Source organism: Pedobacter sp. Leaf176, assembly GCF_001424305.1.
Classification (GTDB): Bacteria; Bacteroidota; Bacteroidia; order Sphingobacteriales; family Sphingobacteriaceae; genus Pedobacter.
Window position 1 is genome coordinate 408,373 of the sequence record NZ_LMPD01000001.1, and the last position, 22,535, is coordinate 430,907.

Consider the following 22,535-nt stretch of genomic DNA (forward strand, 5'->3'; position numbering starts at 1 on the left):
TATGTCAGTAAGTTGGGGGTATTCGCCCAAATCCGAGAAATTTATCCCTTTGGGTAATTTTCCTGCAGATAAATATTTAATTGTAGCACAGCAAGCCATTGAGAATCTGGGATGGGAATTAAGTCATATCTCTAAAACAGGTTTAATTGCTTACACGCCTATTTCCCTTCAATCTTACAGTGAAGAAATCTCTATCCGTATACACGGTGGCTTCGCTGTTGTCAAAAGTGAATGCGTAGGAATACAAATGCTATTTAACGACTATGGTAAAAATGAGCTTAATTTTGAAAAGTTTTTTCATGAGTTTGAGTACGTTGAGTTCCATTTACAAGGTATTTGGGATGAACGTTTAGATAGATTCCATCGCCTGATTGCTGAGCAAGATGATACATATTTCGAAAAAGCGCCATTGGCGGTAAAAAACAAGATCAAGAACATTTTATATCTCTTCTTTCCGCAGAAAGGCTACAAAGCGACACCTTTATTGGTTTTAATAAATGTTACTTACTTCTTTTTAATTTGGCTTGTTACTGTTCTATATTTTCGGTACATACTAACAAACCAGGTACATGCTGATGCTGATATTTTCGTTCAAAAAGCGAAAAATTTTAGTTTAAACCTGGGTGTAAATCATCGTAACGCCGTTTTAGATGGTGCTTATTGGCGTTTAATTACCTATCAATTCGTGCATGGTTCTATCTCGCACATTTTTTTTAACATGTATGCGTTTATTTACCTTGGCCTGATGATCGAGAATAAACTAGGGTGGAAAAAATTCTTGTTTATATATATATTCAGCGGGGTTTGTGGTGGCTCGATGAGTTTAATATTCCATCAGGAAACTATCATGATGGGTGCCTCGGGTGCGATAATGGGTTTATACGGCGCTTTCATTGCTTTACTGCTTAACAAGACTTTTGAGCCAAAAGCCACACGCGCCTTGTTGATCAGTACGCTTATTGTATCTGCATTAATACTTATTAATGGAGCTTTCGGCAAAAAAGTAGACAACGCGGCACATATTGGCGGTTTTTTGTGCGGCTTTATACTCTGTTGCACGCTGGTATTTAATTTCAGAAACAAGGTCGAGATTAGACATTGGGTTAGGTATTCGGTATCAACCTTGTTGGTGCTGCTTTTCTCTGGGAGTATAGTGGGCTTTAGCTCAAAATATCAAACAGAAAAATTTAATGAGTTGAGTAAAGAATTCAACAGCAACCTAGAGTATTTAAAAACAATTACTCGTTTGGAAATTGATTTACCAAAAGATATCAAGCTTATATCGATAAAAGAAGATGGAATAAAACCAACGGAAAAAAATCTGAAGATTATTAAGCAAATGCAAGGTTTGAATCTCAATAGTGAAAATGCAAAGGAGCGGGATAGAAAAATCAGGCTTGGAAAAGCGTCTTACCAAGCGGTGATGTTAATGTATCGTGATATAAAAGGCGACAGTACCTTTAAATATAGTAAACAAACATCGAATGCCTTAGGTAAAATGTTCACGATTCTTTATGAATAATTAGTTTGTTTTTTTATAAATTCCAAATTCACTTAAAGTAACGCAAACTGGAGATTTGGTAATATTTAATTTCACTTTAGATGATGTAACTGGCGTTTCCAGTTTAATTAGTCTTTTAGCGCCAATACTTGTTCCATCATAAATTTTTTCCCATTTATTATTTCTATAAACTTCAATGGTATATTCCTCTATTCTTTGTCCCAACGGGATATATTCCTGTAAGCTGATAATGTCGAAAGTTTTTACAGATTTTAAGTCAATTTCCAAACTTGCGGTATGAGCGTTATCCTTAGTTGCCCAGTAGCTTTTCCTATTGCCATCTAAAAGTTTCCCTGGGTTGTAGCTGTTGCCACGAGTGTTGCTGGCGGTAATATTAGCGGCTTTTGCCAAATTGTTTGCAAAAGTATGTTTAACCATGTTGCCGAAGGTTTTCAGTACGGCCACATCGTCATCATGCAATTGTCCGCGGGTGTCGGGTGCCAGGCCTAAATCCAAACCTGCGCCCCGACCAACACTTTTCAGGTAAAGTTCAAAAAGCACTTCAGGTGTTTTCGGTTTTTCAGTTGGATGATAAAACCAGCCCTTTCTCAATGGAACATCGCATTCCGCGGGCATCCAGAACTTACCGTTTCTTACGCCCATCGGGCTTTGCGGATAATTTGCCTGACCAGGAACGGCGACATTTTTCCCCTCCGGAGGAAGCGGCGTGAAGGTTTCCCAGCTGGTTTCTGCAGCATTACCATCTTCGTTGCCAACCCAACGAATATCTAAACCAATATCACTAAAAATATTTGCCATTGGCTGCATCTTTCTGGTAATAGCCCAAGTGTTATTCCAATCATAGTAGGTTGTATTATCAATGGAGCGTTTTTCCTTTGCCCCACCATAATAGCCGTCGCCACCGTTGGCACCATCATGCCAGCTCATAAAAAGCGAGCCATAATTACTGTAAAGCTCTTTAAGTTGCGTCTGGTAGATGGCTAAATATTTGTCCGTTCCGTAGTTAGCATTATTTCTATCCCAAGGCGAACAATAAACTCCGAAACTTAATCCGTTTTTTCTGACTGCTTGCTCAATTTCCTTTACTAAATCTCCTTTTCCATCCCTAAAATTACTTTTAGTAATGTTATATGCCGTTGTTTTTGTAGGCCAAAGCGCGAAACCATCGTGGTGTTTGGCAACCAAAATAATGCCTTTAAGGCCTCCCGCTTTAGCGGCTTTTATAATTTGGTCGGCGTTGAAATCCGTGGGGTTAAAAGATTTCGGGTCGGCATCTCCAAACCCCCATTCTTTGTTTTCGAAAGTGGTTGGTGTGAAATGGATCAAACCATAAATTTCAATATCATGCCATGCAAGCTGCCTCTTGGAAGGCAATGCGCCGTATGGTTTTGGAGCATTTTGTGCATGAGCAAACGTCACAATTGAAAGAAGTAGTATGGTTAGCCATTTCATAATTTGGACTGTGTTAAAAGGATATTAAATTAAGTTTATTTCCTAACTTTCTCGTTGATAAAGCGCTTAATCCTTTCCCAAATGGTTCCTTTACGATTTGCCAGGAATTCTTTTATAGTATGGTAAGCTTTCGGATTTTCTTCCATAACCGATGGAAATTCAGTTACAGGTTTTGGGTTTATGATAACATTGTATATATCGTTTATACCAGAGTGAACGCCGGTTCCGTCGTGCCCGATGTTGTTTACTAAAGACTGCGACGGATTTAAAGTTAAGCCACCCTTTAAAAAAATCGAAGCATACCAGCGAATCGCCCAGCTGTTGTTTTTCCCTTTTTTAAATTCCAGCATCTGTTTCCAAAAGTTCATGCTGTTGTCGATAGCAAATTCTGATTTTTTTTTACCGTCGAATTGATTCAACAAAGTATCAATATTTGGCTCAAAATGTTTCCATGCTCTTCCCCAGGTTGCCCACCCCCAGCTAGTCGCTGCCCTGTAAAAGAATGACTGCGGAAGATTGTCTGCCCTCAAAGGGTACATGTATGCTCCGATATGCATTACTTTTTCTTCATATTGATAACGATTTAAGCCGTCGTTAAAGTAAGTAAGTGTATGTGGAGATGTAATCAGGTCATCCTCGAAAACGATGATTTTGCCATAGTCATTTATCAGTTGCGTAACGCCTGCTATTACTGAATTGGCTAAACCCACATTCGATTTCCGCTCGATAACTTTAACCGATTTAAAACCATCAACATTATTGATGATTGCCCTGACTTCAGCAATTTTTTCATCATCTTGCTGCGTTTTGGCACCATCAGAAAAAATATAAAGTCTGCTTTCTGCAGCAAGTTCGTTTTGTTGTAAAAATTTTAGGGTTCGCGAGGTGTGCTGCGGACGGTTGTAAACAAAGAGTGCTATCGGGGCAAGGTTTTGCATGTTAAAATATATGCAGATTAGAATCTGATTTTTTGGTTAAGACAGTATAAGCATTAGCAAACTGTTCCTGTTTTTTCCTGCCAAGAAAATTACCTAAAGTTTTTTTAATTCTATACTCCAGCTCAATTTTTAAGTTTTTAATGAACGTTTTTGGTGCTTTTCTGTTAATGAATTCATTAAACTTTACGGTTTCCGGCGCCGTCATTGAAACCTTATCTTCTAAAATCTCCAATCCCTCACTTTGCAATAAAAACCTCAAGGAAGTTGGTGTGTACATATTAATGTGGCCATAATCTAAAAAGTGCTTCATACGTGTATCTACACCGAAACGATAGTCTTTTGGCACTTCGACCACAATATATTTCGATACCCTTTTTAACTCTCGAAGTAAAACCCTTTCATGTTCAACGTGTTCTAAAACATGTGCCAGAATCACTAAATCAAATTCATCATCCCCATAAGGGATTTTATACCCATCAAAAGTTTGAGCAGCTTTCAGTAGGGAAAGCTTTCTATCCTGAATAATATCAACACCGCTTTGCGCAATCTCCAGGGCATATAGTTCAGGGGCGAAGTTCCATTCGTTTAGGAAATGAAGAATACTGCCATCACCTGCACCAACTTCAAGCACCTTTTTTGGTTTAATGTTCATGCAAACATCAACAATATTCTGGGCTTTATATTTTGCACCAAGCATGCGCCAGGCAACATCACTATTGGTGTAGAAATTATTGTAGGCCGTTTTTACTTCTTCGCTAATCATAGGTTTAAATCTGAAGATTAAATGCCCAAACAGTTATTGGCTTTATAAAATACGGACGTTGCCTTTTCGTAAAATAATCCTGGCGAAATACCGCTGAAGCTGATTTCTTTGAAACCCTGGGCTTTCAATAACACTCTAGCAGCATTATAAGCTGGGCGTTCACTATCATCTAAAACCAGAATGCCATTTTCCGATAAAGCATCTACACTGTATTTGCAGCAGTTTACGCGGTCGCGTCCGTCAACAATTATAATATCGAATTTTTTATCCAGTAAAGTTGCTTTCTTTGCATATTCGCCATCTCGTTCCAAATGGCAAAAAATCATTTCCGCATTTGCCGGGCTGCTGTTTTTCACATTGTCGAACCAGCCCTTATCATGCTCCACAGAGGTAACCGTACCGGCCCTTTCTGCATAGAAAATAGTCGAACTACCAGAACCATATTCAAAAATATGTTGTGTTTTGTCAATCCTTTCTTTAATGAAATCGATAAAGGAATATGTAACCCATGGAAGCGCTTTCCCTTTTCCGTCTACGGCATGTTTTTTGTCAAAAGCGGTGAACCAGCCAATGCTGTTTAAGTAGCCTTTATGGCCGTATGATAATAATGCCTTAAGCCGGTTTGGCTTCGCAATTAATGTAGCTAGTGCTTTTAGAGTACTCAACGTTTAAATATTTTTTGAAATGCAGTGACCAAAAATAAGGATTTTAACATCATTATACCTTGTTGACGAAGTTTGGGGATAAAAAGGATAAAAAATGCAGAAACAAAATATGCAATAACCGTTGCGATTGCTGTTCCCATCATACCCATTTTAGGAATTAACACAATATTAAGAGCAATATTTACTATAGCTCCTAACCCTGTTCTGATAAATGAAAGGCGGCCAAAATTTTCAGCAATTAAAAACTGGCCACTTGCAACTCCTAGAAATACAAAAGTAGATCCCCAGACATGCACCGATAAAACTGGTGCAGCTGCGATGTATTCCGGCTTATAAAGTTTATAAATTATTGGTGATGCAATTGTGATAAATATTGCGAAACTTAAGCTTAGCCAAACCATTAGATCATATAGGTTTTGAAGTCTTTTTTGATATCGCTCCTTGTCATCTCTTCTTGCGTTTAGTATTGCAGGAAAAAGAGATGAAACGATTGCGATGGGAACAAAATTTAATGCTTCGCTAAACATTACCACTGTGTTATAAGCGCCGGCCTCTGCAATGCCTTTCTCACCCAATATTTGTTTTAGCATAATTTGGTCAACACGCATATAAATGGAAACCATTATTCCTGAGATGATTAATGGCCAAGAAAGAGAAATTAATTTTTTTGCAAGTTTCGATTCATATTTCCAAGAAAAAATACTTCTTCCTTTTCTGTTATATGTAATGATATATCCAATTGATAATAAGATTGTGTCAAATAAATAAGCAAAGAAAAATAATGTAATGGATGAATGCGTGAGAATTAAGATAACCTTTATGGCTGCGGATATAAGGTTGCCGACTATCTGAACCTGCATTATATACTTTGATTTAACTTCCGATTGAAAAAAAGAATCAATTATGGTAAAGGATTGAAAAATCCCCATGAACGACAGTAGAAAGATATAAGCGAATTTGATTCCCTCTAACGGGTAAATTAACCAGGCGATATAAATTAACGGAATACATAGAACCCCGGCAACTGATTTCATAGCAAATGCAGTACCTAAAATACTATCTCTTTTTTCTCGAAATTGATGTAGTTCTTTCACAATAAACTGGTCTAGCCCTAATCCTGCTAGCGCCGCGAAAAGAAACACATAAGATACAGATGTAGTTAGGATCCCATTTCCATAGGAAAGAAGGTAATTCGCAACAGCAATGCTACTAAGCATTTTAATTGCTAAGCTGCCAACTTTACCAATCAAAAGCATTCCAGTGTTTTTGAAATACTTTTTTAGCGCTTCCTCATCAAAACCTTTTATAGCAGGTAATTTCATTGACGCAAAGATGTAAAATTTAAATGCTTTGCTGAAAACTCTTTTCTATCCTCACCAATTGCTTTAAATGATGTTTTAAGTGAATTTCGATAAAACGCAACCATTGTTCGGCATTTAGATAGCCTAGTCTTGGATGTTTGGTTTTGGAGTATTTGCTTGCATCAAAAATTAATGGATAAGCCACATTAAGTGCTCTTTCGAATTCGAGAATAAAATCCATTGCTTCAGTTTTACTGATTATTTTAATCCTTTCAGCTAATCTCTTCGGAACCTTATATTTCTTTGCAGGAGGTAAAGACCCGAAAAATAAAATCATTTGTACTGCAAAATGTGTCGGTTGATTCTCGCCCTTACCTTTAGCTGCATTTTCCAGCGCTATTAATGATAATAAGCTTGAATCGAAAATGTGCGCGAAAACCTCGCTGAAACTCCAGCCTTTAATTGGCGGCATGGTTTGGAAAATGCCGTCAGAGTAAGAGGAAAGTTTTGCTTTGTAGGCATCAACAATATTGTGCAAGGAAGTTTTAACTTTTCTCGTATTCATAAATAAAGTACTGGTTAAGCTTAAAATAAAGTCAGTAATTCTTCCAAATGAATGATTTCTTTTTTAACATCTTCGGGTTTTTGTTTTTGCATAGGATTAAAAAAAATGGCTTCTATCCCGAAATTTAAGGCGCCATAAACATCGGCTTCCAGGCTATCGCCAATCATTATGCTTTCTGTTTTTGCGGCTTTTGCCTTATTTAAAGCATATTCAAAAATTTCAGGGTTAGGCTTGTTAACACCAACATCTTCGGATATAATCACATTATCAAAATATGGATTCAAACCTGATAAATTCATTTTTGTTAAAGTGGTTTCTTTAAATCCATTTGAAATGATATGAAGTGTATATTTTTCTTTTAGATAAGACAAAACATTTTCAGCACCTTCAAACAGATTGGTTTTAGTTGGCGAAATAGTAACGTAATCATCTTCAAACTGATGTGGTACTGAATCAGGATGAATACCCAACTGAATAAATGTTTTACTAAAACGCTCTGCCCTCAAAAAATCTTTGGTGATTTTTCCTAAATGGTAATCAGCCCAAAGCTGGTGGTTGTTTTTTGTATAGATAGCGATAAAATCAGAACATGATTTTAATCCCAACTCATTCAATTTATAGGTGTTATAAAGCTCGTTTAACGTTTCTTCGGCATTGCGGTCAAAATCCCAGATGGTATGATCTAAATCGAAGAAGATGTGTTTTTTGTTTTCCAATTTAATAAATTGTTAATTGCTTAATTGTTTGAAGGCTAGATTGTTAAGTTGTTTGGGTATCGAAGATTTGAAATCTTATAAGCTAGACATATTTGAACGTAGAATCTTGAAAATCCTCAAATCCTGAAAATACGGTTCACATTTTTTCTCCATATGCCAAATCTCCGGCATCTCCTAACCCGGGCACGATGTAAGATTTACTGGTCATCTCTTCATCAATAGCACCCAACCAAAGTTTCGCTTTCGGTAAATTTGCTTTTACATGTGCAACCCCTTCAGTGCTTGCAATTGCCGCTACAATATGCAATTCGGAAACTTTATACCTGTTAATCAATTCTTTGCAACACATAACCATACTTCGTCCGGTTGCCAGCATAGGGTCGGCCATAATCAACACCCGACCTTCTAAATCGGGTGTTGATACGTAGTCCATCTGGATAATGAAATCACCATTCTTTTTAACTTTTCGATAAGCCGAAATAAAACAGCATTCTGATTTATCAAATATGTTAAGCAAACCCTGTTGTATTGGCAAACCGGCGCGCAATATGGTCGCTAAAACAGGTTGTGTTTCCAGGAAATCGCACTGCGAAGTTCCAAGTGGGGTAACAACTTCTCTTGATGTAAACTTTAATGTTTTACTAATCTCATATGCAAAAAACTCACCCAGGCGCTCCAGATTTTTTCGGAAACGCATGGCGTCTTTTTGGATATTCTCATCACGCAGTTCGGCGATGAAAGTGTTGGCAATAGATTTTGTTTTACTTAAGTCGAATGTCATAACTTCTATTTAGCCAGCGTATTTTATCATTTCGTTAAAAACAGCCTTCCATTTTTTAAATTTACTATTTTCCGATAAATTTTTTAGCTTCCAGCTGCTATAAAAATATCCATCTACAAGTTTTACGGCGTCAATAATGTCTTTTATGGTTTTTATTGCATCATCAACAGGCTGGTAATGGATTGCAGTATCGCTAATAGAATAAGATTTTACCTCAATTGGTGTCACTTTATTAAGTTGTAAGTCATACCAGTTGAAAGGCGTACAAGTCCCAGCTCTGAAGCCAACTTTATCTGAATAACCCATCGAATAATCGGATATAATGCCGGCCGAAAGTAAATGCAGGTAGCAGGTTGGTAGTTTAAGTAATTCTAATTGCTGAGTCCTGATATCAATAGCGCTGTCTTGTATCTTTCCAAGCTTCAATAGATCAGCTTTTAACATTGTCGATTGCTCTTTATTTATTGTATAGGGTCTTAGCAAACCGATTTGCTTCTCTTTTAAAAATAAAGCGCTATTTTTAAAATTCAGTCTGTTCTTATCATCCTGTGGGAAATTAATAAAATAAACAGGCTGGTTTTTTGGATTAGTTTCGCTTAACTCGTTTATCGTTCGCTCATGATTAACCGCAATCCCTGTAAACTCATCAAATACCGAGCTTAAAAATTGCTGTCGTTTGTCGAAAACTGAGCTGAAAATAAATTTTGTTTTTGGAAAAAAGCCACTAGGCACATCGGGCTTAAGCGTAAAGTTGATGGTAGATTGATGATGGAATGTTTTCTCTTGAAATTTGAATGATGGATATTTTTTCCTAATCATGTTCTTTAATAGCAACGCCCATTCGTCAATTATTGGCCGCTCTAAAATCTTCCATTTGTACTGCAGGCTATCTTTCGGAGTAAAAATGTCTTCCGATTTATTCTTGTGTAAATATTCCTCATATCGGCTCAAAATGAAAAAAGATGCTGCGAAAACATCAAAAGGAAGTAATGATCCGTCGACTGGGAAAGGCACATGATAATCTCCGAAAGGAACTGTTTTTAACTTAAGCTCTTCAACTTTGTTCGATAAAAGAAGCGCTGTGTTTTTAAAAAATAACTCATCACTTAAAGGTTTATCTGCATAGCTTACTCTTACCTTCTCGCTTTGTGAAAAATAGGTGCTGTTTACCGTAAATTCAACTTCTGCCTTTAAAATAGCGGACAAAATAAAGTTGAAAATATACTTTATTCTCGGTGTAAGAAGTGGCGAAAAGATTATTATTTGCATACTTATTTAACCGGTTTGAAAATTATACTAAAGTAACAAATAATTTGTCGTGCAATTATTCCTTCAACATAATATAAAGAAGGGACATCTTAAATTAAGACATTTTAAGCTGCATTACATAAAAATAAATTTAAAAGCGTGCAGTGAAACTTTTATCAGGATATAATATTTTGGTACTTTTTCTAGCCGAACCTTTTACTACATGAACGATACTCATCTGATCATCAAATAAATCGTATAAGACCGTACTGCTAACCTCAACCGTTTTTGGAGGCGTAACTTTTTCTGCTTCCAGATAAATGTTTGTGGCTTCGTGGTCCATTTCAAAACCAATATAATTTAGCGGAGTAACTTTTCCATTTGCTTTAACCTGCACATGAGTTAACAAATATTTCTTGACTAAAGCATCCATTTGGGTTTTCATTGCGGGGCTGCTCAAATCTGTTTTTTGTTTGTAAAGCTTTAGCAAAACGGCTTCAAAATCATCACTGAAAATCCTGGTACTTATTTCCAGTGTTTTGTCCTTTGCATTTATATTTACTTCTGTTGTACTTACATGAAGTGGGTGTTTCGTTTCTTTAGTCGTGCCACCAAGTGCAAAAACCAATAAGAAAGTAACAAATTTGGTGTTTAAGAAATGCATTTTAATGATTTTCCCGTTTTTATAATTAAAACTTTAATTTTAAGGCTTCAAAAATACTAAAGCTTCGCTCACAAAGCTAATTTATTATAAATGCTGCTACAAGATTTCATCTTTTATTTCAAACTGGGGTGGGAACATATTATAAGTGCCGACGCTTTGGATCATCAATTATTTATTTTAGCGCTTGTTGCCATTTATAGTTACAGGAATTTAAAACAAGTGTTAATTTTGGTAACCGCTTTTACAATCGGGCATTCGCTTACCTTATTTTTAAGTGTAAGCGATGTAATTCGTTTTGAAAGCAAATGGGTAGAGTTTTTGATTCCCTGTACCATAGTATTCACTTCAGTGAGTAATTTATTAAGGAAAAATTTTTCTTTGAAATCAGTTCGGGTAAATTATTACTTAGCCCTAATTTTTGGATTGATACATGGTATGGGCTTTGCAAATTCGATAAGGATTATGTTGGCGAAAGATCAAAACATAGGCTGGGGCCTTTTTGGATTTAATGTCGGCCTGGAAGCCGGGCAAATTTTTATGGTTATTGTTATATTAGCCGTTACCTTTACAGTTTTTAATTATAGTACTATAAAACGCCCGAGTTGGGTGTTGTTTGTATCAGCAGCCGTGTTTAGCCTGGCTTTAAAAATGGCTTTAGAGCGTATCCCTTTTTAACATAATATAAACAATGAATAAACTAATTACTTTAACCGGCCTGTTGCTTTTTTCAGGCAGTTTGGCAATGGCTCAAAATATTCAGAACAATCCTGGTAGCAACCATGGAAACAAGTTTGAACAATTAGGAACAATCTTACCAACGCCAAACGAACAGCGTACAGCAAGTGGTGCACCGGGTGTAAAATACTGGCAGCAGCGTGCAGATTACAACATTAAGTGTACGCTTGATGAAAAAAATCTGCTTTTAACAGGAAGTGAAACGGTAACTTATACCAATAATTCCCCGGATCCTTTGACCTACATCTGGTTGCAGCTCGATGAAAACGAACACAGCACAGACAAAAGCGCAAACTACCAGGATGCAACAAAAATGCCTGCAATTGGTACAATACAAAGCATTGATAATTTAAGTTCAAAAGCGAATAATGGTTTTGGTATCAATGTTTTAAAATTAACAGACGCATCCGGAAAAAAATTAAGCTACACGGTTAATAAAACGATGATGAGGATTGATTTACCTGTAGCATTAAAAACGGGGCAGAAATACATTTTTAACATCGATTGGAATTACAAAATAACCGATAGGATGACGGTTGGTGGTCGCGGTGGTTACGAATTTTTCCCTGCTGATGGGAACTATTTATTCACTATGGCTCAATGGTATCCTCGTTTATGTGTTTATAGCGATTTCCAAGGTTGGCAAAATCACCAGTTTACAGGAAGGGGAGAGTTTGCTTTAACTTTTGGCGATTTCAGAGTACAAATGACAGTTCCTGCAGATCATTTAGTGGGTTCGACAGGTGAGTGCATAAACTATAGTGCGGTTTTGAATCCTACCCAGTTAAGCCGTTATAATGCAGCGAAAACTGCAACTGCTCCTGTTGAAATTCAAACACTTGCAGAAGCTAAAACTGCTGAAGGCAAAAAAGCAGCGGGCAGTAAAACCTGGGTTTTTCAGGCCAATAACGTTCGAGATTTCGCATGGACATCTTCTCGTAAATTTATCTGGGATGCCATGCCGCAGAAAATTGCCGCTAACAACAATACGGTAATGTGCATGAGTTTCTACGGAAAAGAAGCTTACAACTTATACAGCAAGTTCTCTACCCGCGCTGTAGCGCATACCATTAAAACGTATTCTGATTTTACAATTCCTTATCCGTACCCCGTTGCGCAAAGTATCGAGGCTGCAAACGGTATGGAATACCCGATGATTTGTTTCAACTATGGCCGTACTGATGCTGACGGAACTTATAGCGAAAGCACTAAAAATGGGATGTTGGGTGTTATTATCCACGAGGTTGGGCACAACTTTTTCCCAATGATTGTAAACAGCGATGAGCGCCAGTGGACCTGGATGGATGAAGGTTTAAACTCTTTCGTTGAATATTTAACAGAAGAACTGTGGGATAACACCTTCCCAAGTAAAAAAGGGCCTGCTTATACTATTGTTGATTACATGAAGCTGCCTAAAGATGAGTTGGAGCCAATCATGACCAATTCGGAAAACATTACGCGTTTTGGACCTAATGCATATTCAAAACCTGCTACGGGCTTAAATATTCTTCGTGAAACCATTATGGGCAGGGAACTTTTTGATTATGCTTTTAAAGAGTATTCGAGAAGATGGGCTTTTAAACATCCACAACCGGCGGACCTTTTCCGCACGATGGAAGATGCGAGTGGTGAAGATTTAGATTGGTTTTGGAGAGGCTGGTTTTACGGAACTGAACCTTGCGACATTTCTTTAGACACTGTAAAGGTTGCTAAAGCAGATTTTCCAACAACCATTCCTGAAGCGAGAGCTAGAATGGTAAAAGTTGATAAACCGGCTGTAAATGCGTTTCAGGACATCTCTAAAATCAGAAACCGTGAGGATAAAAAAATCAGCTTTTATGTTGATAAAACCCCTGCAGCACAAGATTTCTATTATAAATATGATAGAGGTTTAGTTTCTGTTGATACAGCAACCGCGGTTAAAACTCAAGGAACCTTACCGCTGGAAGTTGTAGCCTCAGGCGATCAGCAGAAATACGAAAACAAGTTTTTCTATGAACTCGATTTCAGTAATAAAGGTGGTTTGGTGATGCCAATTATTGTTGAATTCACTTATAAAGATGGTTCAAAAGAGCTAGATAGAATTCCAGCTCAAATCTGGAGACACAATGAGTTGAAAACGTCAAAATTTTACATTAAAGATAAAGAAGTTTCATCAATTTCAATCGATCCTTTAAGAGAAACAGCGGATATCGATACTTCAAATAACACTTGGGGCGGGAATGCAAGAGAGAGCAAATTTAAAGTTTTCAAAGCGAAGGCTGCCTCATCAGTTCGTGGTCAATCTGTTGGTGTAAATCCAATGCAAAAGGCTGCGGGAAAATAATTCGGTTCAGTTAACGATAAGTAAAGGCTTTGCTAAATTAGCAAGGCCTTTACTGTTGTATTTCAGGCAAAATATTTGTTAGAAAATGTTTTAGGCTGGTTACGGTAATTTCATTTGATGATGGGTATGTTTCACTATTCGGCGTAATGATGTATTTGTATTTAGGTTTCAAATCCTGGGTACAATTTATAAAACCTTTAGAAACTGTAGGTGCGTTTGATAGTTTGATTTCGATACAAGCCATTGGCGTTATCCCTTGTACCAAAACCAAATCGCATTCTGCTCCGGTTTGGGTACGGTAGAAGAAAAGTTCAGTCTGCTTCGTTCTCAGTTGATAAATTTGCTCGATTACATAACCTTCCCAGGATGCACCTATAGCAGGATGGCCAAATAAATCGTTATATGCAGAAATATTTAGCAATCGATGTAGTATTCCGGTATCGCGAATGTAGATTTTGGGGGATTTGACAAGGCGTTTTTTTGCATTAACAAACCAGGGCTGTAGTCTCCTTATTAAATAACCACCTTCCAAGAAATCTAAATATCTGTTAACAGTCGGTGCACTTACACCGAGCGATCGTGCAAAAGATTCTGCATTAAACAAATTGCCATTTGTATGGGCAAGCATACTCCAGAAGTTTCTTAATAATGTTGCAGCTAAATCTACTCCAAACATTTTCGCTAAATCTCTTTCTACATAACTCACAATAAAATCATCGATCCAGTCTTTACTCAAATCATCAGTTTCTGATAAAAGTGATTCAGGAAAACCACCTCGAAACCAATGTTGTTCGTAGCTTATAGTATCAGGAAGTTCTGTTAATCCGATAGGACATAACTCATTGTATGAAATTCTGCCGGCTAATGTTTCAGATACTCCTTTCACCAATTCCGGCGAAGCAGAGCCTAAAAGTATAAATCTCCCCGGAGTTCTTTTTGCATCAATAAGTGGACGTAACAATGAAAATAATTCGGGAAATAATTGTACCTCATCAATAATTACCGTTTGATCTTGAAGATTCTCCAAAAAAGTATAAGCATCTTGTAGTTTGGCAATATCTCTCGGATTTTCCATATCCAAATACACGTAGCCGCTCTCAAGTCCTTTGGCTAAGGTCGTTTTGCCCACTTGTCTGGGTCCTAAAATGGCAATAGCCGGCGATTTTTTTAATCGGTCTTTTAGTTGCCTCGCTAATTTTCTAATAATATTCACAAACAAATATAAGCTTTAACCTAGTAAATCAAAAGTTAAACTTTTGATTTACTAGGTTAGTGTCGTTTTTAAGCCAATGGAAGTATATTTAGTTTTTAAACTCAGCTTAATCAGATTCAGGGAAGCATCAAATTAGCCGAATTTCATTATTGCATTTTATCATTCGATTATTCTCAAATAATCTTATTGAGGATAACATTCCTGACTTTCTACTGTTTAGTTCTTGTACGCAAAACCGTATATTTGATATACAGATGAAATTTAAAATTACCTCAGCATATAAGCCTACAGGGGACCAGCCCGGAGCCATAAAGCAACTTGTAGATGGTGTAAACGCAAATGAACATTACCAAACTTTATTGGGCGTTACCGGTTCTGGAAAAACATTTACGGTTGCAAATGTTATTGAACAAACCCAAAAGCCAACGCTTATTTTAAGTCACAACAAGACATTGGCGGCCCAGCTTTATGGTGAGTTTAAGAATTTCTTTCCCGAAAATTCGGTAAACTATTTTGTTTCCTACTATGATTATTATCAGCCGGAAGCCTTTATCGCCTCCAGCAATACATACATCGAGAAAGATTTAAGCATTAACGAAGAAATTGAAAAACTTCGTTTGCGAACCACCTCGTCTTTAATGAGCGGCCGTCGTGACATTATTGTTGTTTCATCAATATCATGCATTTACGGTATGGGAAATCCCGAGGATTTTTCCAGAATGGTATTCCGCTTTGGTGTTGGTTTAAGGATTTCCAGAAATGCTTTTTTGCATAGTTTAGTTGAAATTCTATATTCAAGAACAACTACAGAATTTAAGCGCGGAACTTTCCGTGTTAAGGGCGATACAGTTGATATATACCCGGCGTATTTGGATCATGCTTACCGGATTTCTTTCTTCGGAGATGATATTGAAGAGCTTTCTGCAATTGACCCGGTTTCAGGTAAAACGCTCGAGAAGCTTGAGGACATGGCAATATATCCTGCAAATCTCTTTGTTACTCCAAAGGATAGGTTTAATCAGTCCATCTGGGGAATCCAGGAAGAACTGGAAATACGAAAGAATCAACTTATCGCCGACAGGCACTTACTGGAAGCAAAGCGATTGGAAGAAAGAACAAACTTCGATATAGAAATGATGAAGGAGCTTGGCTATTGCTCCGGTATTGAAAATTATTCCCGTTTCTTTGATGGACGATCGCCCGGCATGCGTCCTTTCTGTTTATTGGATTATTTTCCTGATGATTATCTAATGGTAATTGATGAAAGTCATGTTACAGTTCCGCAAATCAGGGCAATGTATGGTGGTGACAGATCCCGTAAGCTATCGCTCGTAGAATATGGCTTCCGATTACCTGCTGCTTTAGATAACAGGCCTTTAAACTTTACCGAGTTTGAAGCTTTAGCACCACAAACGATTTATGTAAGTGCAACGCCAGCAGAATATGAATTGGAAAAATCGGAAGGTGTGGTTGTTGAACAGGTAATTCGCCCGACAGGTTTATTGGATCCTATTATCGAAATCAGGCCGGCAATTAACCAGGTTGATGATTTGCTAGATGAAATCGACATTACGATAAAGCAAGGCGGACGAATTCTCGTTACCACTTTAACCAAACGTATGGCCGAAGAGCTTACTAAATACCTGGACAGATTGAACATCAAAACCCGGTATATCCACTCGGAAATCAAGACTTTAGAACGTGTGGAAATATTAAGAGGCTTACGTTTAGGTGAGTTTGATGTTTTGGTTGGTATTAACTTGCTGCGAGAAGGATTAGATTTGCCCGAAGTAACATTAGTTGCCATTTTAGATGCCGATAAAGAAGGTTTCCTCCGTTCGGAAAAATCTTTGATTCAAACCATCGGTCGCGCAGCCAGAAACGACAAAGGCAGGGTAATTATGTATGCTGATGGCATAACAGAAAGTATGGAAAAAACCATTTCTGAAACAAACCGCCGTCGCGATATACAAATTGCCTATAACCTGGAACATGGAATTACGCCGTTAACAGTCGGCAAATCCCGAGAAGCGATTTTGGAGCAGACATCTGTTTTAGATTTCTCTCAGAAAGCAAGTGATAACAAAGCGAGAGCTTATGTGGAAAATGCAGAAATTAGCATTGCAGCTGATCCGATTGTGCAATACATGGGCAAAGCTGAACTGCAAAAAGCCATCGATAATACCCGTAAGGATATGCAGAAAGCGGCCAAAGAAATGGACTTTTTACAAGCGGCCAAGCTTCGGGATGAAATGTTTGCTTTAGAAAAAATGTATAATGAGAAGTTTGCGAAATAGGATTTACTCTTCGCCTTGAAATAGTATGGACGGACAAAATAGAAAAGATATTTACCCAGGTTTAGAGGTTGGGATAATCCTTAAAAAGGATCAACGAAGCGGAAATGTTACTTATGGAATTGTTAAAGATTTATTAACTTCATCTTCATTTCACTCAAGAGGTATAAAAGTTAGGCTTGATGATGGGCAGATTGGAAGGGTTTGTGAGATTGTCGAAGACTAAATTTTGTAATCAAAATGCAATTAATCCAGTTAGAAGTAACAAAATAAAATTAGCTACGTCTATATTTGTAACAAATAGTTAAAAGAATGCCATTAATTAAATTCCTTTTTATTGCAGTATTGGTGCTTTGGGTAATCAGAATTTTGATTCGCCTGATACTACCATTGCTTTTTAACAACCTTGCCAGTAAAATGCAGCAGCAGGCTACTGGGCAACAACCACAGCAACCTAAAAGAAAACCTGATGGAGCTATTTCCATAGATTACATGCCGCCAAAACCCAGTCAGGATAAAACGGATAAGCTCGGCGATTTTGTAGATTACGAAGAAGTTAAATAAATTGAAAATCCTGGAGTTAGTTCAGGACTTTTTTGTTTTAAGAAGTTATCATCATGAGACGAAGCAATCTTATTGCTTGGGGTTTGGAAAGCGACTACATTAGAAGTGCTCTGTGCCTCGCAATGTCGGTTTTAAATTTCTGAATCCTCAAACCTAAAAACTCATAAACCACTGTTATGGTTAAATAATGAAAGTTGTGAATATTTGTATTACTAGCTCGTTTATTAATAACAAAGAGCGTTACATTTGAAAAAATAAAGCCAGTCAGGCTTTTTAATATTTGAAGTTCTTGAAAGCTATTTAAACACCTTCAATATCGAACCCCAAAACCAGCTCTCCTCAGCTTTTAGCATCGCTTCAATAGTCTTATCTGCGTTTTTTGCCAGTTTATTTATATCTGTAACTGATTTCTGAAAGGTTTTGAATTCTATATCATTTTCATCGCCTGTAACTGAGGACAATTCCCCAAGAATTTTTAAAACAGGTTCCAGCTCACGTTTCTTACGTTCTTTAGCAACCTGACGGGCAATATTCCAAACGTCTTTATCGGCAAAAAAATACTCTTTTCTTTCTCCTGCTTTATGTCGTTTTTCGATCAATCCCCAGCCAATTAAATCGCGGAGGGTCATGTTTGCATTGCCTCTTGAAATGCTCAATTGCTCCATAATTTCTTCGGTTGTAAGTGCTTCAGAGGAGATTAGCAAAAGTGCATGAACCTGGGCCATGGTACGATTTATTCCCCATTCAGAACCCAATTTCCCCCAGGCCTCAATAAATTTTAATTTTCCTTCTGGTAATTCCATGAACAAATATAATTATATTTTGAAACTTTCAAAAATTATTGAAACTTTATTCATCTTGCCGTATCTCATCAATTAGCATTTGCCAATCTTTTCGATGTTTATTCAATGTTTTTAGCAAATCTAATTGCGTTGAATCAAAATAAACGGATAACTTTAGAACTGGTAGCGCCAATATTGGTTTAAACATGGTGCCGGGCGCAAAGCCGGGTTCATTGTTTTTTGCCCGATCTTTGTCGAATTTTACGGTTGTGTTTACATATTCCTCGTGCTGTTTTTCTCCTTTGATGTACGGTGTTAACCAATCAACAGATTTTTTTATCGATGAAGCTTTTGGAGATTGGTAAGTGTAAAAATTTTCACCCCCGGCTCTCTTAATTAATAAAGCCAGCCTGAGCATTGGCTCTAAATCATAAATATGGTAGTGCATGGCATCTCGTTCTTTAAAATCGAGACTGGTACCATCTTCGTTTAAATTTATCCCGATGTGTTTTTTAAATCTCTCGATTGTCCAGCTTATAAATTCCTGGTCGTTTAAAGCATAACCGATTTCACCGACTACTTTTAAACGATGCGCGTTCCAGTTATTGATCCCTGTTCCCTGGTTTCGGTTCATTCTTTTGCTATTAATTTCTGCCAGCGCAGTACCCTTTAACCAGTTGGCAACTAAATTATTGTCTTTTGGAGAAATTTCGTCCTTAATTAAATCGTAAGCTTCAATGGCTCTATCAAGATTAGTATCATCAATTGGGTCACCATTTGGTTGGTTCACTTTTGCCCAGGCCAATAGGAATTCGTTAGCTTTAGCCAGATATTTTTTATCGCCGGAAATTTTAAATTGAAGTGCAAGGGTATACATTTTATTCATATCGCGAAGTGCAATACTGGTACGTTCCTTTTTAGGGTTTCCTCTTAGTAAACCTTCCGTTCGGATGGTATCGACTGGATTCGGTGTTTGTGCTAGAAAATCTTCTGCCGATTTTTCGAAACTCTGATATAATGCTTTAGCATTAGCCTCCCCTTTAATCTTTCGTTTTAAAACCATTATTTCCGCTGAATTCAGGCTTACAATTTGGCCGTAAGTAGCGCTCATAAATACTGAAAAAAGGAGCATGCACAACGTGATTTTCATCGTAATTAATTTTGGTTAGTAACAGCGTTTGTACAAATCTAAATTTTTAATGTAAAGGCATTCAATTTATTCCTTTAATATACCGTTCAAATTTTTATTTTTGACATTCGTTTAAACTTAAACAAACCTTAATGAATAACTGGTTTAAAAACAATGGCACTCATATAGCCATTATTGCAATTTTCGTAGTCATTTGTTTTGCCTACTTCAGTCCTGTTTTGCAGGGAAAAGCACCTACTCAAAGCGATGTTATATCATCGAAGGCCATGCAAAAAGAAATTATGGAAGTAAAGGAGCAGACTGGTAAATCGCCGCTATGGACAAACCAGATGTTTGGTGGTATGCCTGCTTTTCAGATCTGGGTTCCTTATGCATACAATGGTGCAACCTACGGTATTGCATTAATTACAAAAGCTTTGCCAAACCCTGTTGGAACAGTTTTATTGCTGTTAATCGGCGCTTATTTCCTCTTTATTGTGTTAAAAGTGAATCCATGGCTTGCTGCTGCGGGTGCAATTGCATTTACTTTTACAACCTATAATTTTGTCCTCATTTCCAGCGGGCACAGCAGTAAAGCCTTGGCAATAGGCTTTTTTGCGCCTATAATTGCCGGAATAATTTTAACCATGCGGGGAAGGTATTGGTATGGTGCAAGTTTAACGGCGCTGTTTCTGGCACTTGAGATAAGAACGAATCACGTGCAGATGACTTATTATTTGATGCTTTCTATCCTGATTTTTGTAGGTGTCGAATTGTATAAAGCCATAAAGACAAAATCACTACCAATATTAGCGAAATCGTTAGGCTTTTTGGCTTTATCAGTAATACTTGCTGTTATGATAAATGCTGGATTATTATGGTCTACGGCAGAATATGCGAAAGAAACCAATCGTGGCAAGTCTAATTTAACCGTTACTGCTGCTGCGGGTAAAGATACCGGAATGACCAAAGAATATGCGTATCAATGGAGCCAGGGCGTAGGCGAAAGCTTTACGTTTTTAATCCCCGATTTATACGGCGGCGCAACAGGTGTAGATGAATTGGTTAAACCGGAAAGCAATATGTACAAGGCTGCCGCTGAAGTTACGGGGGGTGATCCGGCTCAAACAGATAACCTCATACGTTATGTCGGTCAAAACTTTAATATGCAGGAATATTGGGGTGATAAGCCTTTTACTCAAGGTGGTTATTACTTTGGCGCAATTATTTGTTTCTTGTTTGTTTTTGGTTTGTTTATCGTTAAGAGTCAGCTTAAATGGTGGATTTTAATTACCACAATCCTCTTTATGCTCCTTTCTTTCGGAAGGCACCTTCCTTTTGTAAGTGATTTGTTTTTCGATTACTTCCCGCTTTATAACAAGTTCAGAGCTGTTGAGTCTATCCTTGCAGTAGTTGGTTTAGTTGTTCCGATTTTAGCCATTCTTGCAGTAAAAGAAATTCAGGAAGGAAAAATCGACCAGAAAATTTTAGTAAAAAAGCTAACCTGGTCTGCTGGTATCGTTGGTGGTATTTCACTTATTATCGCTATTATGCCGACCTTGTTCTTCAGCTTTAAAACAACGAACCATGCTGATGCAGTTCAGGCTCTTACTCAGGCCTTGCAGAATAATGCAGCTATTGCACAGAAAATTGCTAATGGTTTGGTGGAAGACAGGATTGCGATTGGCCGTGCAGATGCATTTCGTTCATTTATTTTTGTAGCCATTGGCTTCGGAATTATTTGGGCTTTTATTACCAGGAAAATGAGTATGCAACTAGCTTTTGGTTTACTAACCTTTGCGGTTTTAATCGATATGTGGCAGGTAGATAAAAGATACCTCAACAATAAAAATTTCGAGGCAAAGAGAGACCTTTCAGATTACTTTCAGCCTCGTGATGTAGATACGTTTATCGCAGCGGATAAAGATCCAAACTTTAGGGTATTCGATTTATCGATTCCTACATTTTCTGATGCAAGCACATCTGCTTTTCACAAAACAATTGGTGGTTACCATGCAGCTAAGCTGAAACGTTTTGATGAATTGATTCAAAATCAGTTTTCTAAAAGCATCAATCAGGATGTCTTAGATATGTTGAACACAAAGTACATCATCACTCAGGATCAAAAAACAGGCTCTTACAAAATGCAACGCAACCCAACTGCTGCCGGAAACGCATGGTTTGTGGAAAGCGTTCAATATGTAAAAAATGCCGATGAGGAAATGAAGGCCATAAGCAGTTTCGACGCAAAGAAAGAAGCTATTGTCGACCAAATGTACAAAGGCGATATGAACAGCAAACTTTTGGGTACGGGACAGGAAGGTTTCATTAAATTAACTAATTATAATCCTGATCACCTCACATACGAATATTCGACAGCGAAGGATGTGATTGCAGTTTTCTCAGAGATCTACTACAATAAAGGATGGAAAATGTACATTGATGGTGTAGAGAAGCCTTATTTCAGAGCAGATTACGTTTTGCGTGCTGCACAATTAGAAGCTGGTAATCACAAACTTGAATTTATTTTTCATCCCAACTCTTACTATACCGGCGAGAAAATTTCGTTAGCAGGTTCCATCTTATTAGTACTTGGTTTAGGCTTCGGCTTTTATTTAGAAAACAAAAATAGGAAAGTCGTTAAGGCTTAGTTAGGCCGGATCTCAGACCGATTTTTTTTAAATACCTTCAGGTAATCTCCTGAAGGTATTTTTTTTGCTTGTCATTTCAGTATAATGATTAATCAAGTGATTAAATTTAACAATGTCGTAACATTTGTTTGATATACAGAGTCTTATCTTTGTTTGTAAATCAGATGATATGTTAGAATCATTCTTTGCGATTTGTCTTTTAATCGTTGTAATTTATTTCTTCAGT

Annotated in this window: 20 protein-coding genes; 7 read left to right on the top strand and 13 right to left on the bottom strand. The window is 37.4% G+C overall.

The features are described from left to right. Position 1 precedes the first annotated feature (1 nt). Positions 2–1,522, top strand: coding sequence for a rhomboid family intramembrane serine protease (locus ASF92_RS01835; RefSeq protein WP_056086971.1), 1,521 nt, complete (start codon positions 2–4; stop codon positions 1,520–1,522). On the opposite strand, the gene ASF92_RS01840 is transcribed toward ASF92_RS01835, so the two are convergent. The 10 genes from ASF92_RS01840 to ASF92_RS01885 form a co-directional block, all read right to left on the bottom strand. Further along, entirely contained in the window at positions 1,523–2,974 is a 1,452-nt protein-coding gene (locus tag ASF92_RS01840) for an alpha-L-fucosidase (protein ID WP_056086972.1), read from the bottom strand. It abuts the gene before it with no gap. Between the two features lie 35 nt (positions 2,975–3,009). Further along, positions 3,010–3,912 (bottom strand): glycosyltransferase, encoded by a 903-nt coding sequence (locus tag ASF92_RS01845; protein WP_056086976.1) that lies wholly within the window; start codon positions 3,910–3,912, stop codon positions 3,010–3,012. 1 nt (position 3,913) lies between these two features. Beyond that, positions 3,914–4,675 carry a class I SAM-dependent methyltransferase gene (locus ASF92_RS01850; RefSeq protein ID WP_056086979.1) on the bottom strand — a complete coding sequence of 254 codons (762 nt, stop codon included), beginning with the start codon at positions 4,673–4,675 and terminating at the stop codon, positions 3,914–3,916. Between the two features lie 17 nt (positions 4,676–4,692). Beyond that, on the bottom strand, positions 4,693–5,340 hold the full coding sequence (locus tag ASF92_RS01855) for an FkbM family methyltransferase (protein ID WP_056086982.1): 648 nt from the start codon (positions 5,338–5,340) through the stop codon (positions 4,693–4,695). Next, on the bottom strand, positions 5,337–6,662 hold the full coding sequence (locus ASF92_RS01860; RefSeq protein ID WP_056086985.1) for a flippase: 1,326 nt from the start codon (positions 6,660–6,662) through the stop codon (positions 5,337–5,339). Before ASF92_RS01860 ends, ASF92_RS01855 begins: the two co-directional genes overlap by 4 nt. A 19-nt stretch (positions 6,663–6,681) precedes the next feature. Then, positions 6,682–7,206 (bottom strand): DinB family protein, encoded by a 525-nt coding sequence (locus ASF92_RS01865; RefSeq protein ID WP_056086988.1) that lies wholly within the window; start codon positions 7,204–7,206, stop codon positions 6,682–6,684. Between the two features lie 20 nt (positions 7,207–7,226). Further along, positions 7,227–7,922: a YjjG family noncanonical pyrimidine nucleotidase gene (locus ASF92_RS01870; RefSeq protein ID WP_056086992.1), complete on the bottom strand. Its 696-nt coding sequence runs from the start codon at positions 7,920–7,922 to the stop codon at positions 7,227–7,229. Between the two features lie 136 nt (positions 7,923–8,058). Then, positions 8,059–8,703 carry a uracil phosphoribosyltransferase gene (upp, locus tag ASF92_RS01875; RefSeq protein WP_056086995.1) on the bottom strand — a complete coding sequence of 215 codons (645 nt, stop codon included), beginning with the start codon at positions 8,701–8,703 and terminating at the stop codon, positions 8,059–8,061. Between the two features lie 9 nt (positions 8,704–8,712). After that, positions 8,713–9,972: a hypothetical protein gene (locus ASF92_RS01880; protein WP_056086998.1), complete on the bottom strand. Its 1,260-nt coding sequence runs from the start codon at positions 9,970–9,972 to the stop codon at positions 8,713–8,715. A gap of 130 nt (positions 9,973–10,102) precedes the next feature. Then, the gene (locus tag ASF92_RS01885; RefSeq protein ID WP_056087001.1) at positions 10,103–10,615 is read right to left on the bottom strand and encodes a DUF6702 family protein; all 513 of its coding nucleotides are present in this window, start codon (positions 10,613–10,615) and stop codon (positions 10,103–10,105) included. 90 nt (positions 10,616–10,705) lie between these two features. On the opposite strand from ASF92_RS01885, the gene ASF92_RS01890 reads away from it, so the two are divergent. Together ASF92_RS01890 and ASF92_RS01895 are read left to right on the top strand one after the other, a co-directional pair. Further along, positions 10,706–11,290, top strand: a complete 585-nt coding sequence (locus tag ASF92_RS01890) for a HupE/UreJ family protein (RefSeq protein WP_056087005.1) — start codon at positions 10,706–10,708, stop codon at positions 11,288–11,290. 13 nt (positions 11,291–11,303) lie between these two features. After that, a complete protein-coding gene (locus ASF92_RS01895) occupies positions 11,304–13,676 on the top strand; it encodes a M1 family metallopeptidase (protein ID WP_056087011.1) in 2,373 nt (790 codons plus the stop codon). A gap of 49 nt (positions 13,677–13,725) precedes the next feature. Here the strand turns inward: ASF92_RS01895 and ASF92_RS01900 are convergent, their stop codons facing one another. Beyond that, on the bottom strand, positions 13,726–14,889 hold the full coding sequence (locus ASF92_RS01900; RefSeq protein ID WP_082489459.1) for an ATP-binding protein: 1,164 nt from the start codon (positions 14,887–14,889) through the stop codon (positions 13,726–13,728). 254 nt (positions 14,890–15,143) lie between these two features. Here ASF92_RS01900 and uvrB point away from each other — a divergent pair, with 254 nt between their 5' ends. The 3 genes from uvrB to ASF92_RS01915 all read left to right on the top strand — a co-directional run bounded on the left by uvrB (position 15,144) and on the right by ASF92_RS01915 (position 17,747). Continuing rightward, positions 15,144–17,186: an excinuclease ABC subunit UvrB gene (uvrB, locus tag ASF92_RS01905; RefSeq protein WP_056087014.1), complete on the top strand. Its 2,043-nt coding sequence runs from the start codon at positions 15,144–15,146 to the stop codon at positions 17,184–17,186. A 25-nt stretch (positions 17,187–17,211) separates the two neighbouring features. After that, on the top strand, positions 17,212–17,409 hold the full coding sequence (locus tag ASF92_RS01910) for a YwbE family protein (protein ID WP_056087016.1): 198 nt from the start codon (positions 17,212–17,214) through the stop codon (positions 17,407–17,409). An 86-nt stretch (positions 17,410–17,495) separates the two neighbouring features. Continuing rightward, positions 17,496–17,747 carry a DUF4834 family protein gene (locus tag ASF92_RS01915; protein ID WP_056087019.1) on the top strand — a complete coding sequence of 84 codons (252 nt, stop codon included), beginning with the start codon at positions 17,496–17,498 and terminating at the stop codon, positions 17,745–17,747. A 296-nt stretch (positions 17,748–18,043) separates the two neighbouring features. On the opposite strand, the gene ASF92_RS01920 is transcribed toward ASF92_RS01915, so the two are convergent. Together ASF92_RS01920 and ASF92_RS01925 are read right to left on the bottom strand one after the other, a co-directional pair. After that, complete coding sequence (locus tag ASF92_RS01920) at positions 18,044–18,550, bottom strand: GbsR/MarR family transcriptional regulator (protein WP_056087022.1); 507 nt, start codon at positions 18,548–18,550, stop codon at positions 18,044–18,046. 46 nt (positions 18,551–18,596) lie between these two features. Then, positions 18,597–19,679 carry an alginate lyase family protein gene (locus tag ASF92_RS01925; RefSeq protein ID WP_082489422.1) on the bottom strand — a complete coding sequence of 361 codons (1,083 nt, stop codon included), beginning with the start codon at positions 19,677–19,679 and terminating at the stop codon, positions 18,597–18,599. 131 nt (positions 19,680–19,810) lie between these two features. Here ASF92_RS01925 and ASF92_RS01930 point away from each other — a divergent pair, with 131 nt between their 5' ends. Beyond that, entirely contained in the window at positions 19,811–22,309 is a 2,499-nt protein-coding gene (locus tag ASF92_RS01930) for a YfhO family protein (protein ID WP_056087027.1), read from the top strand. The last annotated feature ends 226 nt before the right edge of the window (positions 22,310–22,535 follow it).

Bases quoted from the DNA above. Each gene is read 5' to 3' on its own strand.
- ASF92_RS01835 (WP_056086971.1), top strand. From the start codon at position 2: ATGTCAGTAAGTTGGGGGTATTCGCCCAAATCCGAGAAATTTATCCCT.
- ASF92_RS01840 (WP_056086972.1), bottom strand. From the start codon at position 2,974: ATGAAATGGCTAACCATACTACTTCTTTCAATTGTGACGTTTGCTCAT.
- upp (WP_056086995.1), bottom strand. From the start codon at position 8,703: ATGACATTCGACTTAAGTAAAACAAAATCTATTGCCAACACTTTCATC.
- ASF92_RS01890 (WP_056087005.1), top strand. From the start codon at position 10,706: ATGCTGCTACAAGATTTCATCTTTTATTTCAAACTGGGGTGGGAACAT.
- ASF92_RS01930 (WP_056087027.1), top strand. From the start codon at position 19,811: ATGAATAACTGGTTTAAAAACAATGGCACTCATATAGCCATTATTGCA.
- ASF92_RS01895 (WP_056087011.1), top strand. From the start codon at position 11,304: ATGAATAAACTAATTACTTTAACCGGCCTGTTGCTTTTTTCAGGCAGT.
- ASF92_RS01925 (WP_082489422.1), bottom strand. From the start codon at position 19,679: ATGAAAATCACGTTGTGCATGCTCCTTTTTTCAGTATTTATGAGCGCT.
- ASF92_RS01850 (WP_056086979.1), bottom strand. From the start codon at position 4,675: ATGATTAGCGAAGAAGTAAAAACGGCCTACAATAATTTCTACACCAAT.
- ASF92_RS01860 (WP_056086985.1), bottom strand. From the start codon at position 6,662: ATGAAATTACCTGCTATAAAAGGTTTTGATGAGGAAGCGCTAAAAAAG.
- ASF92_RS01920 (WP_056087022.1), bottom strand. From the start codon at position 18,550: ATGGAATTACCAGAAGGAAAATTAAAATTTATTGAGGCCTGGGGGAAA.
- uvrB (WP_056087014.1), top strand. From the start codon at position 15,144: ATGAAATTTAAAATTACCTCAGCATATAAGCCTACAGGGGACCAGCCC.
- ASF92_RS01910 (WP_056087016.1), top strand. From the start codon at position 17,212: ATGGACGGACAAAATAGAAAAGATATTTACCCAGGTTTAGAGGTTGGG.
- ASF92_RS01845 (WP_056086976.1), bottom strand. From the start codon at position 3,912: ATGCAAAACCTTGCCCCGATAGCACTCTTTGTTTACAACCGTCCGCAG.
- ASF92_RS01865 (WP_056086988.1), bottom strand. From the start codon at position 7,206: ATGAATACGAGAAAAGTTAAAACTTCCTTGCACAATATTGTTGATGCC.
- ASF92_RS01880 (WP_056086998.1), bottom strand. From the start codon at position 9,972: ATGCAAATAATAATCTTTTCGCCACTTCTTACACCGAGAATAAAGTAT.
- ASF92_RS01885 (WP_056087001.1), bottom strand. From the start codon at position 10,615: ATGCATTTCTTAAACACCAAATTTGTTACTTTCTTATTGGTTTTTGCA.
- ASF92_RS01915 (WP_056087019.1), top strand. From the start codon at position 17,496: ATGCCATTAATTAAATTCCTTTTTATTGCAGTATTGGTGCTTTGGGTA.